Source organism: Zhongshania aliphaticivorans, from assembly GCF_902705875.1.
Taxonomy (GTDB): domain Bacteria; phylum Pseudomonadota; class Gammaproteobacteria; order Pseudomonadales; family Spongiibacteraceae; genus Spongiibacter; species Spongiibacter aliphaticivorans_A.
Window position 1 is genome coordinate 574,900 of sequence record NZ_CACSIK010000001.1, and the last position, 14,279, is coordinate 589,178.

Annotated in this window: 17 protein-coding genes; 7 read left to right on the plus strand and 10 right to left on the minus strand. The window is 47.8% G+C overall.

What is annotated here, in order from left to right:
* Positions 1-10: 10 nt before the first annotated feature.
* From rapZ to AELLOGFF_RS02735, 9 genes are all read right to left on the minus strand, one after another.
* Positions 11-868, minus strand: a complete 858-nt coding sequence (rapZ, locus tag AELLOGFF_RS02695; protein WP_159267219.1) for an RNase adapter RapZ — start codon at positions 866-868, stop codon at positions 11-13.
* Position 869: 1 nt separating this feature from the next.
* The gene (locus AELLOGFF_RS02700) at positions 870-1,319 is read right to left on the minus strand and encodes a PTS sugar transporter subunit IIA (RefSeq protein ID WP_159267220.1); all 450 of its coding nucleotides are present in this window, start codon (positions 1,317-1,319) and stop codon (positions 870-872) included.
* Positions 1,320-1,358: 39 nt separating this feature from the next.
* Positions 1,359-1,646 carry a ribosome hibernation-promoting factor, HPF/YfiA family gene (gene hpf, locus AELLOGFF_RS02705; RefSeq protein WP_159267221.1) on the minus strand — a complete coding sequence of 96 codons (288 nt, stop codon included), beginning with the start codon at positions 1,644-1,646 and terminating at the stop codon, positions 1,359-1,361.
* 80 nt (positions 1,647-1,726) lie between these two features.
* Positions 1,727-3,217 carry an RNA polymerase factor sigma-54 gene (locus AELLOGFF_RS02710; RefSeq protein ID WP_159267222.1) on the minus strand — a complete coding sequence of 497 codons (1,491 nt, stop codon included), beginning with the start codon at positions 3,215-3,217 and terminating at the stop codon, positions 1,727-1,729.
* A gap of 142 nt (positions 3,218-3,359) precedes the next feature.
* Positions 3,360-4,085: an LPS export ABC transporter ATP-binding protein gene (gene lptB / locus AELLOGFF_RS02715; RefSeq protein WP_159267223.1), complete on the minus strand. Its 726-nt coding sequence runs from the start codon at positions 4,083-4,085 to the stop codon at positions 3,360-3,362.
* 2 nt (positions 4,086-4,087) lie between these two features.
* Entirely contained in the window at positions 4,088-4,678 is a 591-nt protein-coding gene (gene lptA / locus AELLOGFF_RS02720) for a lipopolysaccharide transport periplasmic protein LptA (protein WP_159267224.1), read from the minus strand.
* Entirely contained in the window at positions 4,668-5,234 is a 567-nt protein-coding gene (lptC, locus tag AELLOGFF_RS02725; RefSeq protein WP_159267225.1) for an LPS export ABC transporter periplasmic protein LptC, read from the minus strand. Before lptC ends, lptA begins: the two co-directional genes overlap by 11 nt.
* 2 nt (positions 5,235-5,236) lie before the next feature.
* Positions 5,237-5,758 carry a KdsC family phosphatase gene (locus AELLOGFF_RS02730; protein WP_159267226.1) on the minus strand — a complete coding sequence of 174 codons (522 nt, stop codon included), beginning with the start codon at positions 5,756-5,758 and terminating at the stop codon, positions 5,237-5,239.
* Positions 5,759-5,771: 13 nt separating this feature from the next.
* Positions 5,772-6,746 carry a KpsF/GutQ family sugar-phosphate isomerase gene (locus AELLOGFF_RS02735; protein WP_159267227.1) on the minus strand — a complete coding sequence of 325 codons (975 nt, stop codon included), beginning with the start codon at positions 6,744-6,746 and terminating at the stop codon, positions 5,772-5,774.
* 190 nt (positions 6,747-6,936) lie between these two features.
* Between AELLOGFF_RS02735 and AELLOGFF_RS02740 the strand changes: the two genes are divergently transcribed.
* The 6 genes from AELLOGFF_RS02740 (at position 6,937) to hisC (ending at position 12,321) form a co-directional block, all read left to right on the plus strand.
* The gene (locus AELLOGFF_RS02740) at positions 6,937-7,608 is read left to right on the plus strand and encodes an MlaC/ttg2D family ABC transporter substrate-binding protein (protein WP_159267228.1); all 672 of its coding nucleotides are present in this window, start codon (positions 6,937-6,939) and stop codon (positions 7,606-7,608) included.
* Positions 7,609-7,723: 115 nt separating this feature from the next.
* Complete coding sequence (locus tag AELLOGFF_RS02745) at positions 7,724-7,957, plus strand: BolA family protein (RefSeq protein WP_159267229.1); 234 nt, start codon at positions 7,724-7,726, stop codon at positions 7,955-7,957.
* A gap of 27 nt (positions 7,958-7,984) precedes the next feature.
* On the plus strand, positions 7,985-9,250 hold the full coding sequence (murA, locus tag AELLOGFF_RS02750) for a UDP-N-acetylglucosamine 1-carboxyvinyltransferase (RefSeq protein ID WP_159267230.1): 1,266 nt from the start codon (positions 7,985-7,987) through the stop codon (positions 9,248-9,250).
* A 36-nt stretch (positions 9,251-9,286) separates the two neighbouring features.
* Positions 9,287-9,952, plus strand: a complete 666-nt coding sequence (hisG, locus tag AELLOGFF_RS02755) for an ATP phosphoribosyltransferase (protein ID WP_159267231.1) — start codon at positions 9,287-9,289, stop codon at positions 9,950-9,952.
* Positions 9,945-11,264 (plus strand): histidinol dehydrogenase, encoded by a 1,320-nt coding sequence (hisD, locus tag AELLOGFF_RS02760; protein WP_159267232.1) that lies wholly within the window; start codon positions 9,945-9,947, stop codon positions 11,262-11,264. The genes hisG and hisD overlap by 8 nt, the downstream gene beginning before the upstream one ends.
* Positions 11,257-12,321, plus strand: coding sequence for a histidinol-phosphate transaminase (hisC, locus tag AELLOGFF_RS02765; protein WP_159267233.1), 1,065 nt, complete (start codon positions 11,257-11,259; stop codon positions 12,319-12,321). Before hisD ends, hisC begins: the two co-directional genes overlap by 8 nt.
* Before the next feature lie 27 nt (positions 12,322-12,348).
* Here the strand turns inward: hisC and AELLOGFF_RS02770 are convergent, their stop codons facing one another.
* Positions 12,349-13,392: a trypsin-like peptidase domain-containing protein gene (locus tag AELLOGFF_RS02770; RefSeq protein ID WP_159267234.1), complete on the minus strand. Its 1,044-nt coding sequence runs from the start codon at positions 13,390-13,392 to the stop codon at positions 12,349-12,351.
* Positions 13,393-13,488: 96 nt separating this feature from the next.
* On the opposite strand from AELLOGFF_RS02770, the gene AELLOGFF_RS02775 reads away from it, so the two are divergent.
* Entirely contained in the window at positions 13,489-14,250 is a 762-nt protein-coding gene (locus tag AELLOGFF_RS02775) for a Nif3-like dinuclear metal center hexameric protein (protein ID WP_159267235.1), read from the plus strand.
* Positions 14,251-14,279: the final 29 nt, after the last annotated feature.

Below are 14,279 nucleotides of genomic sequence, written 5' to 3' on the forward strand. Positions count from 1 at the left end.
GTGAGTGCTCTTAACGCTGGAGTTCGCGATGGCGAACTTGTAAGTCTGGATAGCTATTGCGCAGGGCTTTAGCAAGAGTCTCCGTCATATATACTGAGCGATGTTGGCCTCCAGTGCAGCCAATGGCAATGGTAAAGTAACTTCGGTTGCTGGTTTCAATTTTGGGCAGCCAATGTTGTAGATATTGCAGGATATCGTTGTACATAAGACGGACATCCTCTTGCTTGCTGAGATATTCTTGCACCTCACTATCTTGGCCGGTCAATACCCGAAGCCCTTCGTGCCAGTGAGGGTTGGGTAGCATGCGGAGGTCGTAAACTAAGTCTGCATCTATGGGTAGGCCTCGTTTAAAGCCAAATGATTTTAATTGTACAGCTAGCTTGCTGGCATCGGCACCAAGGATGCGGTCGCGAATTGCAGCTCTGAGCTCATGTACCGTCATATCGCTGGTGTCAATGGCGAGTGATGCTTCAATGACGATGGGCTCTAGTAGCGCGGTTTCGAGCTTGATTGCATCCGCCAAAGGCAGAGAGTCAGTGGTTAGCGGATGGCGTCTACGGGTTTCGCTAAAGCGTTTTATTAGCTTGTCATCACCCGCATCTAAAAAAACGATACGCAGAGTAGCGTGCTTTTTTACTTTGTCGCACAATGCTTGAAATCTGGCGAGTTCTGCGCGCGAATTACGAGCGTCTATACACACAGCAACCTGTTGATGAACTTTAAGTGAGCTGTGTGATAGCTCTTTAACTAGTTCGGGTAGTAGTGATATAGGGAGATTATCAATGGCATAATAACCTTCATCTTCTAGTTGGTGAAGCGCGGTACTTTTCCCCGACCCTGATCGTCCACTGAGAATGATGAGTTCCATATCAGTTCACTATTGAGCGCTTGAATAAAGTGTTGGCGTCTTCTGCGGTGCGCAAGTTATTTCGGTAATCTGTTTCATTAAAGGCCGTGGCGAGGGCACTGAGGACTTTTAAATGTTCGTCGTGTGCTTCTGCGGGGACAATGAGCGCAAATATAAGATCAACGGGTTCGTCGTCAATTGCCTCAAAATCAATGGCCTGCTCTAGTTTTAATAACATCCCGGTAACACTGCTACACCGGTTGCTGCGGCAGTGTGGTATGGCTACGCCATGGCCTAGGCCTGTGCTGCCAAGGCGCTCACGTGCGAGTAATTCATTGAATAATTCATCGGCGTCAAATTCAGCATTGTCGGCAGAAATTGCTGCTGCTATGTGTTCGAGTAAGCGTTTTTTGCTGGTGACGGACACACCGCATTCGGTGCGTCCGGGGGTGAGTATTGATTCAAGTATCATGATAGCTACGCGGTTATTTCCGGTTGAAACCGCAGGCCTTTAGCGGCCCAGCGATTTTTCTTTGTGTTTGATTAGCTGGCGATCAAGCTTGTCCGTCAGGCTGTCAATTGCAGCATACATGTCCTCTGATTCACAAGTGGCAAATAAGTCTGCACCGGCGACATGCACGGTTGCTTCGGCTTTTTGTACTAGTTTCTCAACAGTAAGGGTGACGTCGGTATTGGTAATGTTATCAAAATGTCGCTGAAGCTTTGAGAGTTTATTGTTGACATAATCGCGGAGGGCGGGTGTAACGTCTACGTGATGACCGCTTACAGTAATCTGCATATATTGCTCCTTCATCGCTGAAAAAAAGCAGGCGCCTCACGGCGAGTCGCTGCTAGCAACACTCCCATCGGAGTGTTGCATTATACTAGTCTTTTCCGCTCGTTTGAGGGCGGAATGACTAGTGATTCTCTATATTTGGCAATGGTGCGACGGGCTACTTGAATGCCTTGTTCGGCCAGTAAGTCTGTTATTTTACTGTCGCTTAGGGGTTTTCGTGGATTTTCCGTCGCAACTAATTTTTTAATTAATGCTCGTATAGCCGTGCTTGAACATTCGCCACCGGTATCGGTAGAAACATGGCTAGAGAAAAAGAATTTGAGTTCAAATATACCGCGTGGCGTGTGCATAAATTTTTGTGTGGTGACACGTGAAATGGTGGATTCATGCATACCCACTGCTTCGGCAATATCATGGAGTACCAAGGGCTTCATGGCTTCTTCGCCGTACTCTAAAAAGCCGCGTTGATATTCAACAATTTTAGTTGCCACTTTCATCAGGGTTTCATTGCGACTTATTAAGCTTTTGATGAACCAACGCGCTTCTTGGAGATTGTCGCGAATGTAATCGTTGTCGCTACTATTGCTGCTTTGGCGCGCCATAGAGGCGTATTGAGCGTTAATCTGTATTTTTGGTGCTATATCTGGATTTAACTCAACCAGCCATCGGCCCTCTTTTTTGCTGACGAACACATCCGGTACTACGTACTCGGTGTCGTCGTGACCAACTGCACTTCCCGGCGTTGGGTCTAATGATTGAATTAGTTTTAAAATGTCGCGCAATTGCTCTTCTTTTAAGCGGCAGCGACGCATAATTTGACTGTAATCCCGATTGCCAAGTTGCGCCATGTATTGGCTAACGACAAGACACGCTTCTTCAGCGTACGGAGTGTTGCGTGGTAGTTGCCTAAGCTGGATAAGCAGGCATTCCTGTAAGTCTCTACCGCCTACTCCAGGGGGATCAAATTGTTGGATGAGGTGCAAAACCGCATTAACTTCTTCGATTTCTATGGCTTCATTATCAAAGCCGTCTACCAGTTCCTCTGGGCCGACGGTTAGGCGTCCTTTTTCGTCGATGGCGTCTATAATGGCGGCGGCTATCATTTGGTCAAGCTCAGATAGGCGACTGAGGTTGAGTTGCCAGCGAAGATGATCTTGCAGTGAATCGTCACTCGTGTGGCGGTAATCGTTGTTGTAATCACTATCTTCTGCTGAGGAGCTACTGCCAGAACCCGTGCCACTGGTTTGAAATACGTCGTCCCACTGGCTGTCTACCGGTAAATCTTCAGGAATATCACTGCGCTCCGCCCATTCTGTGTCAGCTTCAGGTTGGGGGGCTTCGGTTTCACTTTCAGATGCTTTTTCAGGCTTTTTTGGCTCAGCAGAGGTTGGCTCAGTATTAACCTCGATCTCACCATCTTCGTCGCTAATTTCAAGCAGTGGGTTTGAGTCTAACGCAGATTGTATTTCTTGTTGTAAATCTAGTGTGGACAGTTGTAATAAGCGAATCGCCTGTTGCAGCTGGGGGGTCATTGTCAGGCTTTGGCCGACTTTGAGCTGTAGCGATTGTTTCATATTAGTGGCTTCTACAACATGAATTAAGTGGTAATGCGAACGATGCTTTGTTCTACCGGCAATATGTTTGCCTCACTGTCAGTGTAGTCGCGAGATTGGTTCCCTGCAATACCTGTGCCGATTCATTTGTAGGGAACTGTACTTATAATGTAAATTTGTCACCGAGGTAGATGTCTTTGACAATTTGGTTATTGAGCACGGTTTCGGCATTACCTTCAGCGACAATGCGCCCTTCGCCAACAATATAGGCTTTATCGCAAATATCTAAAGTTTCACGTACGTTGTGATCGGTGATTAAGACGCCTATGCCTCTTGATTGTAAGTGTCGAACAATGTTTTGGATGTCGTTAACGGAAATGGGGTCAACGCCGGCGAAGGGTTCATCCAACAAGATAAAGCTGGGTTCTGTTGCCAAGGCGCGTGCTATTTCAACCCGACGTCGCTCCCCACCTGATAATGCCATACCTTGAGATTTACGAATGTGGGTAATATGGAATTCTTGCAGTAGGGCTTCTAGTTTATCTTTGCGTTGACTCCGATTTAGGTCTCGGCGAGTTTCAAGGATCGCCATAATATTATCTGCGACGGTGAGTTTGCGGAAAATAGACGCTTCTTGAGGTAAGTAACCCACTCCGTGCTTGGCGCGTCCTTGTATAGACAGTTTGGTTAAATCTCTATCATCCAGTTGAATACTGCCGCGATCTGCATTGACAATACCGACGATCATGTAAAAGCACGTGGTTTTTCCTGCCCCATTTGGACCAAGCAGGCCGACTATTTCGCCGCTCCTAATAGTGAGCGACACGTCTTTGATTATTTCACGCCGTTTATAGGCCTTGGCGAGATTTTTGGCTTGTAAAACGGGCATGGTTATTGAATTTCCTCTGCGGCGTTGAGATCGCTGTCTTCCCGTGTTGCTGTGTCAGGTATGCTGTCGATATCTTTTGGCGCAATTTGTGGTTCGTCTGGCACGGCTTGGGGCTGTAGCGTCATTTTGACGCGATTTTCTTGCTTGCCAGTGCCGCCGTCGGCGATAACCATCTGTTTGCGGCCACTGTAAACTACTCGATCACCAGAAATTTTTGAACCTTGGTGGGTGATCGATGCGTCTTTCTGCAGCAGAATTTCTTCCATTTGTAGGCTGTATTCGATGCGTTGTGCGCTGGCAACAACCACGCCTTCATTAATGCGTGGTTGTTGTTCGAAGTAGGCTGGCTTGCCTTCGGCTATGACCTTTTCAACTTTACGATCTGATTCGACGATGGTGAGCTTGTCAGCGCGAATTTTTAATGAGCCTTGGCTCATGGTTACGTTACCGATATAGATGCCCTGGTTATTCTCATAAATAGCGCGGTCTGAGCTGAGGTTGATGGCTTCTTTGCGGTCGTCGGGTAGACCGTGGGCTAAGGGTGTAATACTAAGAATAAGCACCGCATAAAGTGCGGCTTTGCTAGGGTTCATAATTGCCTTCTACTTTGTTTAGTAGTTCTACACGCTCGTCTTTCAAGCTCGCTCGCATGCCAACTGAGTGCGTTTTACCATTGCGTAATTTAAGTGTAAGCGCGAGTGGCGTGTTTACTTCACTGTTTTCGAGATTGATGTTTAGGGCTTCCGTGGTGATTTCCGCCTGTCGGATCAGGTCTTTTACGATGACCGTGTTTTCAAGTATAAGCTGCTCTCCATCCTGAGAGAGCTTGCCTGATAAGGCACTAGCGGTCCATGGTCGCTGTTCAGCAATGTTACCTACATAAAAAGGGTCTTTTAATGTGACTGAACCGTCGGAGATTAATCGCTCGGCACTGCTGGCGCGCCATTGATAGGCAACGGCACCACCGCTGCTGTACTTTATGCCGTTAACCTTAATGAGGTGCGAGTCGGCGTCTGGAATAGCTTCAAACTGATCGGCGATACTGAGTTTACCGCTTTCGCTGTACTGGGTTAGGTACAGCACCGTGCCAGCTAGCGCGGCAATCGCGGAGAGTACAGACAAAAGGGTAAAGAAGTTAAAGCCTTTCATTTTTATAAGTATTGCTCAAGGGCGTCATTTAGCTTTCCTTGTGCTTTCAGAATAAGTTCGCATACTTCTCTGATCGCTCCTTGGCCTCCAGCGGCCTTGGTTTGCCAGTCGGCATGCCGTGCAACATAGTGATGTCCATTGGCGACAGTAATCCCCAAACCTGCGCGACAAATCGCCGATAGGTCAGGTAAGTCGTCACCAGCGTAGGCGATTTCTTCAAAGCTCAGGCCCAGATCACGGCGCAATTCCTCAAGGGCGACTAGTTTGTCTTCTCGACCTTGGTAAATTAATTCAATTTTCAGTTCTGCTGCTCGTCGTTTTAATAGTTCGGAACTGCGTCCCGTAATAATTGCAGGTTTAATACCTGCATCGCGTAAAAGTTTTATGCCTAAGCCGTCTAAAATGCTAAATGCTTTGATTTCTTCGCCGCTATTTCCAAAATAGAGGCTGCCATCTGTTAATACGCCATCAACGTCCATGGCCAATAATTTGATGGTTTTTGCTTTTTCGATAACACTTTGCATGTGTAAAGGGTCTCTATGCGACGCCTGCTTTTAGCAAGTCGTGAGTGTGGATAACGCCGACGGGCTTGTTGTCTTGATCGACGGCCACTAAAACAGAAATTTTGTTGTCTTCCATAATGCGTAAAGCCTCTGCAGCCATTGTGCCAGGGCTGATCGTTCGGCAATTGCGGGTCATAATGTCATTAATTGGGCTGCTGTGTATATCTATGCCGCGGTCTAATGCACGGCGCAAGTCGCCGTCTGTGAAAATGCCGGCGAGTGCGCCCGCAGTATCTATTACGGTGGTCATTCCCAAGCCTTTACCGCTCATTTCTAGCAATGCTTTGCTTAATGTGCAGCCTAGTTCGACACGGGGTATTTCGTCATTGGTGTGCATAATACTGTCAATTTTAAGCAATAAACGTCGCCCTAACGCTCCGCCAGGGTGCGACATGGCAAAGTCATTGGCGGTGAACCCCTTGGCTTCCAATAAGGCAACGGCAATCGCATCGCCCATTACTAAGGTAACGGTTGTACTTGATGTGGGGGCAAGATTAAGCGGGCAAGCTTCTTCGCTGACACCCACGTTTAGGTGGACATCTGCACTGGTGGCAAGTTCGGACTCAGGGTTTCCTGTTAGCGCGATAACGGGTACGGCAAGGAGTTTTAGCAGCGGGAGTATAGTAAGCAGCTCTGCGGTTGTGCCGGAGTTGGAAAGTGCAATGACACAGTCGCCAGCAGTAATCATCCCTAAGTCGCCGTGGCTGGCCTCACCGGGGTGAACAAAAAAGGCCGGTGTGCCGGTGCTGGCTAGAGTGGCAGCAATTTTGTTGCCAATATGGCCTGATTTCCCCATGCCTGTTACGATCACCCGCCCTTGGCAGGACAGTAGAATATGGCAGGCTTGTGAGAAGCTTTCGTCAATGCGGTCAGCTAAGACGCTAACAGCATCGCGCTCCATGGTGATCACGCGCTGAGCAGAGTTAATAAAACTTGGATTGTTGGTCACTCTAAGTACCTTGTATTCAGGTGTTACCCATTAAGCTGGGGCTAATGTTGACTATGATAATTTCCAATGTGACAAATTAACAGGTTTAGCTAAGGTCCGAAGTGGGAGTCATTAGCGTAAAATGTGGTCGAAGCTTGCAGCTACCCGCGAATTGTTGGGAATAACGAGCAGATAAAATTAAGGGGATAGTATGATTAAAAAAATAGTAATTGCGACTTTTATGGTTTTTGGCCTGCTTGCGCAAAGCTTTGCTGAAGAAAAAGGGCCTTATGAGGTCGTTGCTGATACCACTCAAGAGCTAGTGAAAGTTATTGAAGATGCTCGCAGCTATGTTGATGAAGATCCTCAGCGCTTTAATGAAGAAGTTCGGCGCATTATGGATGATGTTGTTGATTTTCAAAGTTTTGCTCGGGGTATTATGGGTAAATACGGTAGCCGAGCTTACTACCAGAGTTTAAAAACAGATGCTGAGCGTGCGGAGTTTAGGGAGCGTGTTATCCGTTTTACCAGTAGCTTTAAAGATGGTTTGATTAATACCTATGCAAAAGGTTTGCTAGGCTTTAACGGTAATCGGATTGAAGTGTTGCCCTTAGCCGATGATGTTGATTTGTCTGGCAGTGTCGGTGTGCGTCAAGATATTTATGGTGAGCGCGCTAAGCCTTATCAAGTTATCTATACTGTTCGTCAGGGGTCGGATGGCGCTTGGAAATTACGTAATGTGATTATCGAAGGTTTGAATTTGGGGCGTATTTACCAAAATCAATTTAATGCAGCCGTTAAACAACACGGCGGGGATATCGATAAGGTCATTGATAATTGGACGGTTGCTCCGCAAGAAGTCATGGAGAAAGCCGCCGAGTAATATATGCATGGTGCGGTGAGGCGAGGCCTTGCTGGGTTTCGCCTCGCCATGTTCATCGCAATTGCGTACAATTCCGCGCTTGAGTAACGCGGTAGTGAGTGTGAACGGAATGGGTATGCAAGTAGAACTTATAGAACAGCGCCTTTTAGAACATTTTCCAAGCAGTGATGTGAAAGTGAATGGCGATGGCAGCCATTTTGATGTTCGAGTGGTTAGCGCCGCATTTTTAGATTTGCGCGCAGTAAAGCGTCAACAGTTAGTTTATGCAGCCGTAAATGACTGGATCAAAGATGGCTCTTTACATGCCATCAATATTAAAGCGTTGACCCCCGACGAAGCCCAACCTTAAGGCATACCGGAATTCCTAGGAGATTTCATGGATAAGTTACTTATATCCGGCGGTGGCCCGTTGGCTGGAGAAATTCGTGTTTCTGGCTCTAAAAATGCGGCGTTACCGATATTGGCGGCAACCTTGCTGTCAAGTGAGCCGGTAATGATTCGGAACTTGCCACATTTGCATGACATTACAACGATGATTGCTCTGCTGCGTAGTATGGGCACGGAATTGATTGTTGATGAGAATCTCGGTGTCGAGATTAACGGTGCAACAACCACGAAAACAACTGCGCCGTACGAGCTAGTTAAAACCATGCGGGCATCTATCTTAGTGTTGGGCCCGTTATTGGCGCATTTTGGTCATGCGCGGGTGTCTTTCCCTGGTGGTTGTGCTATCGGTAGCCGGCCTGTGGACCAGCATTTACGTGGTTTAGAGGCAATGGGCGCCATAATTGATGTCGATGCTGGTTATATCACCGCTCGGGCTCCTGAGGGTGGCTTAAGAGGGGCTCGGGTATTATTTGATATGGTAACCGTAGGTGGCACTGAAAATGTGTTGATGGCAGCCGCCTTGGCCAAAGGGCGGACTGTGCTTGAAAATGCGGCCAGAGAACCCGAAATAGTCGATTTGGCCAACTGTTTGATTGCGATGGGCGCTAAAATTAGTGGTCATGGTAGTGCAACGATTACGGTTGATGGTGTTGAGCGGTTAAATGGCTGCACTTATTCCGTTATGGCGGATCGTATTGAGGCCGGTACGTATTTAGTTGCTGCGGCAGCCACTCGTGGATCAATTCATTTACGCGATATTGGTCCCGACACCCTTGAGGCGGTATTGGTCAAGCTTGAGGAGGCTGGAGCTAAAATAACGTCTGGTGAAAACTGGATTACCTTGGATATGGAAGGTCGACGACCTAAAGCGGTAAATCTGAAAACAATGCCTTACCCTGGTTTCCCAACAGATATGCAAGCCCAGTTTACGGCGATGAACGCAGTTGCAGAGGGTGTTTCCCGTGTTACTGAAACCATTTTTGAGAATCGCTTGATTCAAACTCATGAGATGAATCGTATGGGTGCCAAAATTAGTATCGAAGGGAATACCGCCCTGATTACCGGTACTGAGCGTTTGAAAGCCGCTCCTGTAATGGCAAGTGACTTGCGCGCATCTGCGAGTTTAGTGATTGCCGGCCTCGTTGCAGACGGAGATACTTTGGTGGACCGTATCTATCATATTGATCGTGGTTATGAATGTATCGAAGAAAAATTTCACGCACTTGGTGCAACCATTCGTCGTGTGGCTAATTAACACCATATTATATCTTTAAGTATTTGGAGCTTATTCGTGGATCAGCCGGTTACTATTGCGCTCACCAAGGGGCGTATTTTAAAAGAAACTCTGCCGTTGCTAGCTGAGGCAGGGATTGTACCCGCTGAAGACATTAGTCGCAGCCGCAAGCTGATTTTTGAGACCAACCATCCGCATATCAATTTAATTGTCATTCGTGGTACAGATGTTCCAACTTACGTAAAGTTGGGGTCGGCAGATATTGGCGTGGCCGGTAAAGATATGTTGCTGGAGCTGGGTGCGGGTGATATGTATGAGCCTTTGGATCTGAATATTGCGCGTTGCAAATTGATGACAGCGGGTCGAGTAGACGAGCCGCTTCCACAAGGCCGAGTTCGTGTAGCGACTAAGTTTGTGAATGTAGCGCGTCGTCACTTTGCTGAGCGTGGTATTCAAGTAGAGCTTATTAAATTATATGGGGCGATGGAGTTGGCTCCGCTAATGAATTTGGCAGATTTAATTGTCGATATTGTGGATACCGGTAATACCTTGCGTGCTAATGGTATGGAGCCAAGAGATATGATTTCTGATGTTAGCTCCCGCTTAGTTGTTAATAAAGCGGCAATGAAACGCAAATATAAAAGCATCCAAGACATTATCGCTAAATTAACGGTAGCAGTGGAAGCTCGTCGGGATGCGGAAGAGGTGGCCGGCAATGGCTGATTCACTGATTAAGCGTATGAGTACAAGTGATGCCGATTTTGATGCGTCACTGACTTCGCTGCTCGACTGGGAATCGGTGTCAAACCCTGCGGTGGTGGAAACTGTTGCGACGGTACTTGCTAAAGTGCGCGCAGACGGTGACGCTGCCTTACTGGATTTCACCCGCAAATTTGATGCGTGGGAGCCGGACGCCGCGTCGTCTTTGGAAATTTCATCTAGCCGCATGCAGGCGGCGTTAGAGCGTATAGATGTCAGTGTGCGGGCTGCACTTGAAACGGCGGCTGATCGTATACGCACCTATCATCAACATCAGTCTCAGGATTCCTGGTCGTATCGCGAAGCAGATGGAACGCTCCTTGGTCAGCAAATTACGGCTTTAGATCGAGTGGGTTTGTATGTGCCCGGTGGCAAAGCGACATACCCTTCATCAGTGCTGATGAACGCGATACCTGCGAAGGTTGCAGGTGTCGATGAGCTTATTATGGTGTCGCCAACCCCAAAAGGCTATGTGAACGATATGGTCTTGGCGGCAGCGGCAATCGCCGGTGTGGATCGTGTGTTTACAGTGGGTGGTGCGCAGGCTATTGCTGCACTGGCATATGGTACAGAGTCGATACCCAAGGTCGATAAAATAGTCGGCCCTGGCAATATTTATGTGGCCACAGCCAAGCGCCAAGTGTTTGGTAGTGTCGGGCTAGATATGATTGCCGGCCCATCTGAAATTCTTGTGATCTGCGATGGTAAAACCGACCCCGATTGGATTGCGATGGATCTGTTTTCTCAAGCAGAGCATGATGAAGATGCGCAGTCGATATTGCTCAGTCCAGATGTGGAATTTTTAAATAAGGTTGAAGCTAGTATTGCTCGCCTACTCCCTACGGCAGAGCGGGCGGATATTATTCGTCAGTCTTTGAGTCGTCGTGGGGCTTTGGTTTGTGTTAAAGATATTGATGAGGCGATTGCGGTTAGTAATCGAATTGCTCCTGAGCACTTAGAATTGTCAGTTGATAATGCCGAAGAGCTGTTGCCAAAGATACGGCATGCCGGGGCTATATTTATGGGGCGATATACTCCAGAAGCATTAGGTGATTATTGTGCGGGTCCTAATCATGTACTGCCAACGTCGGGTACGGCGCGCTTTTCATCGCCGCTGGGCGTGTATGATTTTCAAAAGCGTTCTTCCTTAATTGCTTGTTCCGCTGCGGGTGCATCTGAGTTGGCCAAAGTCGCGTCGATATTGGCGCGGGGCGAGTCGTTGACCGCTCACGCCCAAAGTGCCGAATACAGAATATTGGATGATGGAAATGAGTAGATTCTGGAGCCCCATTGTTAAAGACTTGGTGCCCTATGTGCCGGGTGAACAGCCCAAGTTAAGTAAATTAACTAAGCTGAATACCAATGAAAACCCTTACGGGCCTTCACCAAAAGTGCTGGAAGCTATTAAATCTGAGTCAAATGATGCTTTGCGTCTTTATCCAGACCCGAATAGCGATGTGCTCAAAAATACGATTGCCAATTATCACAATGTTAATGTTGAGCAAGTGTTTGTTGGCAATGGCTCTGACGAAGTGCTGGCGCATATATTTCACGGTCTGTTTCAGCACGGCAAGCCTCTGCTTTTTCCTGATATCACATACAGCTTTTATCCCGTTTATTGCAGTCTGTATCAGATTCCTTTCGAAGCAATCCCACTGGATGAGTCCTTTCAGGTTCGGATTGAGGAATACCGTGGCATAAATGGTGGAATTATATTCCCTAACCCCAATGCGCCAACGGGTTCGTTTTTAGCGCTGGCCGAGATCGAGCGTTTATTAGCGGTAAATAATGAAACTGTGGTGGTTATCGATGAGGCCTATGTGGATTTTGGTGGTGAGACTGCGATTTCACTCGTCGACCGATATCCCAATTTATTGGTAACTCAAACCTTGTCAAAATCGAGATCTTTAGCGGGGTTGAGAGTGGGTTATGCGGTTGGTCATCCAGACTTGATCGAAGCCTTGGAGCGAATTAAAAATAGTTTTAACTCCTACCCATTGGATCGTTTAGCGCAAGCTGGTGCTGTTGCCTCATTTGAAGATCAGGAATATTTTGAGCAGACCTGTCATTCGGTAATTGCTGAGCGTGAAGAGATGGTGCAGCGACTGGGTGCAATGGATTTTCAAGTTCTACCATCAAAAGCTAATTTTGTTTTTTGTCGGCACCGTAGTAGAGAAGCCCTAGCGTTGGCTGAAGGGTTGCGTGAGGACGGTGTTATTGTGCGGCATTTTGATAAGCCTAGAATTAATCAATACTTGCGAATTACTGTTGGGCGCCCAGAGGATAATGAGGTGTTGTTTGCCTCACTTCAGCGATTGCTTGCTGTAGATTGAAACTCTAGTTGCTCTGTAAGCAGTAGCTTAGCTGCTAGGGCGCATAGAGACTTCAGTTTCTATTGTTAGTTGTTCTTCGCCGCGCAGTAAGGCAATTTTGACGCGCTCACCAGGTCTGGTGTAGGTGATAAGTTTCATGCCGGCGTGACCGTCGCCCACCTGCTCTCCGTTTATATTTATGAGAACGTCCCCAATTTTCAGTCCCGCTTTTTCTGCCGGGCCACTCGTGGCTAGAGCTGTGATTACCACGCCATTGGTACCCACGCCAACCGGTTGCACCTCAATTCCAAGCCAGCCACGTAATGGGCGACCGTAGCTAATTAAGTCACTCATTGTTCGCAGAGCTAAATCTGTGGGTATCGCTAAACCTATGCCGGTTGATCCGCCACTTTGGGTGTATATGGCCGTGTTGATCCCGAGTAGGCGGCCTTTGGTGTCGATGAGTGCGCCACCAGAGTTGCCTGGGTTAATGGCGGCATCTGTTTGTATGAAATTTTCAAATTGACTGAGGCCAAGCCCGTACCTACCGATGGCGCTCACAATTCCTTGGGTAACTGTTTGTCCGAATCCATAGGGATTGCCGATGGCTAAAACGATATTGCCGACATGGATTTTACCAGGGTCGCCAATGGAGATACTGGTAAGGTTATCTAGATCTATTTTTAGAACGGCAAGGTCGGTATCTGCATCGCTACCGATAACGCTGGCTAGTGCTTGGCGGCCATCATGGAGGAGTACCAATATTTCATCGGCACCTTTTATAACGTGGTAGTTAGTGAGCAGATATCCAGCGTCACTGACAATCACCCCCGATCCTAGGCTGCGCTCAAGTTGTTGTTTAACCCGGCCATTACGGCTGAAAAAATGCTTAAAGAGGGGGTCGTCGGCCAGTGGATGACGCTGTTCCACTACTTTAGTGGTGTAAATATTGGCAACAGCTGGTGCTGCATGTTCTACAGCATAAGTGTAATCGTTGTCGCGTTGCCCTGGTAGGTAGGCGAGGATGCAAATGCCGAGTAAAATACCGCATACAGTGGGCCAGATGAAGGTTTTCAGGCTATGCCGTGTCAAGTGCCCGTCCTCGTTTGGTAATTTAGGCGTGTGCTTGTTGTGGAGGGTTGCTAGCCTAGCACGAAAAGTGATTTTTCAGAATTAATGTGAGGATTTATGGCGGTTTCTCTTAAAGCTCTAGTGGCGGCAGCTGATGAAATATTGGAGCCATCCTATTTTAGCGATTATTGCCCGAATGGCTTGCAAGTCGAAGGTCGGGATGAGGTTTCACGTATTGTTTCTGGGGTTACCGCTTCACAAGCTTTAATTGAGGCGGCGATCGAAATGAGAGCAGATGCGATCATGGTTCATCATGGCTACTTCTGGCGGGGAGAGGATTCCTGTGTGGTGGGTATGAAACGAAACAGGCTTGCGCGGTTGTTAGAGAATGATATCAGCTTGATTGCTTACCACTTGCCTTTGGATGCTCATCCGGTGGTGGGGAATAACGTACAGTTAGCGAAGCGGCTAGATATTACGGTAGAAGATGGGCTTGAGGCTGATAACCCTCGCTCAGTAGGTAATGTTGGCAGTTTGTCGCAACCACTGAGTGCTGAGGAGTTTGCTGCGAAAGTTGAGCGAGCGCTTGGGCGCAAGCCGTTACTTGAGTTGGGTCATGGGCGTCCTGTTCGTCGAATTGCCTGGTGTACCGGTGGTGCGCAGTCCTATATTCATAAAGCGGCGGAAGCGGGGGTGGATCTATACTTAAGTGGCGAGGTGTCTGAACCCACTATTATTGCTGCGCGGGAGTTGGGCATTAATTTTATTGCTGCCGGTCATCATGCCACTGAGCGCTATGGGGTGCAGGCATTGGCAGAAGCTTTAGCGCGTCAGTTTGATGTGTTTCATCGTTTTATTGATATAGATAACCCAGCCTGACGCTTTGCTAGCGTCGGCCGTAGGGGTTT

Bases quoted from the DNA above. Each gene is read 5' to 3' on its own strand.
- rapZ (WP_159267219.1), bottom strand. From the start codon at position 868: ATGGAACTCATCATTCTCAGTGGACGATCAGGGTCGGGGAAAAGTACC.
- AELLOGFF_RS02700 (WP_159267220.1), bottom strand. From the start codon at position 1,319: ATGATACTTGAATCAATACTCACCCCCGGACGCACCGAATGCGGTGTG.
- hpf (WP_159267221.1), bottom strand. From the start codon at position 1,646: ATGCAGATTACTGTAAGCGGTCATCACGTAGACGTTACACCCGCCCTC.
- AELLOGFF_RS02710 (WP_159267222.1), bottom strand. From the start codon at position 3,217: ATGAAACAATCGCTACAGCTCAAAGTCGGCCAAAGCCTGACAATGACC.
- lptB (WP_159267223.1), bottom strand. From the start codon at position 4,085: ATGCCCGTTTTACAAGCCAAAAATCTCGCCAAGGCCTATAAACGGCGT.
- lptA (WP_159267224.1), bottom strand. From the start codon at position 4,678: ATGAACCCTAGCAAAGCCGCACTTTATGCGGTGCTTATTCTTAGTATT.
- lptC (WP_159267225.1), bottom strand. From the start codon at position 5,234: ATGAAAGGCTTTAACTTCTTTACCCTTTTGTCTGTACTCTCCGCGATT.
- AELLOGFF_RS02730 (WP_159267226.1), bottom strand. From the start codon at position 5,758: ATGCAAAGTGTTATCGAAAAAGCAAAAACCATCAAATTATTGGCCATG.
- AELLOGFF_RS02740 (WP_159267228.1), top strand. From the start codon at position 6,937: ATGATTAAAAAAATAGTAATTGCGACTTTTATGGTTTTTGGCCTGCTT.
- AELLOGFF_RS02745 (WP_159267229.1), top strand. From the start codon at position 7,724: ATGCAAGTAGAACTTATAGAACAGCGCCTTTTAGAACATTTTCCAAGC.
- murA (WP_159267230.1), top strand. From the start codon at position 7,985: ATGGATAAGTTACTTATATCCGGCGGTGGCCCGTTGGCTGGAGAAATT.
- hisD (WP_159267232.1), top strand. From the start codon at position 9,945: ATGGCTGATTCACTGATTAAGCGTATGAGTACAAGTGATGCCGATTTT.
- hisC (WP_159267233.1), top strand. From the start codon at position 11,257: ATGAGTAGATTCTGGAGCCCCATTGTTAAAGACTTGGTGCCCTATGTG.
- AELLOGFF_RS02775 (WP_159267235.1), top strand. From the start codon at position 13,489: ATGGCGGTTTCTCTTAAAGCTCTAGTGGCGGCAGCTGATGAAATATTG.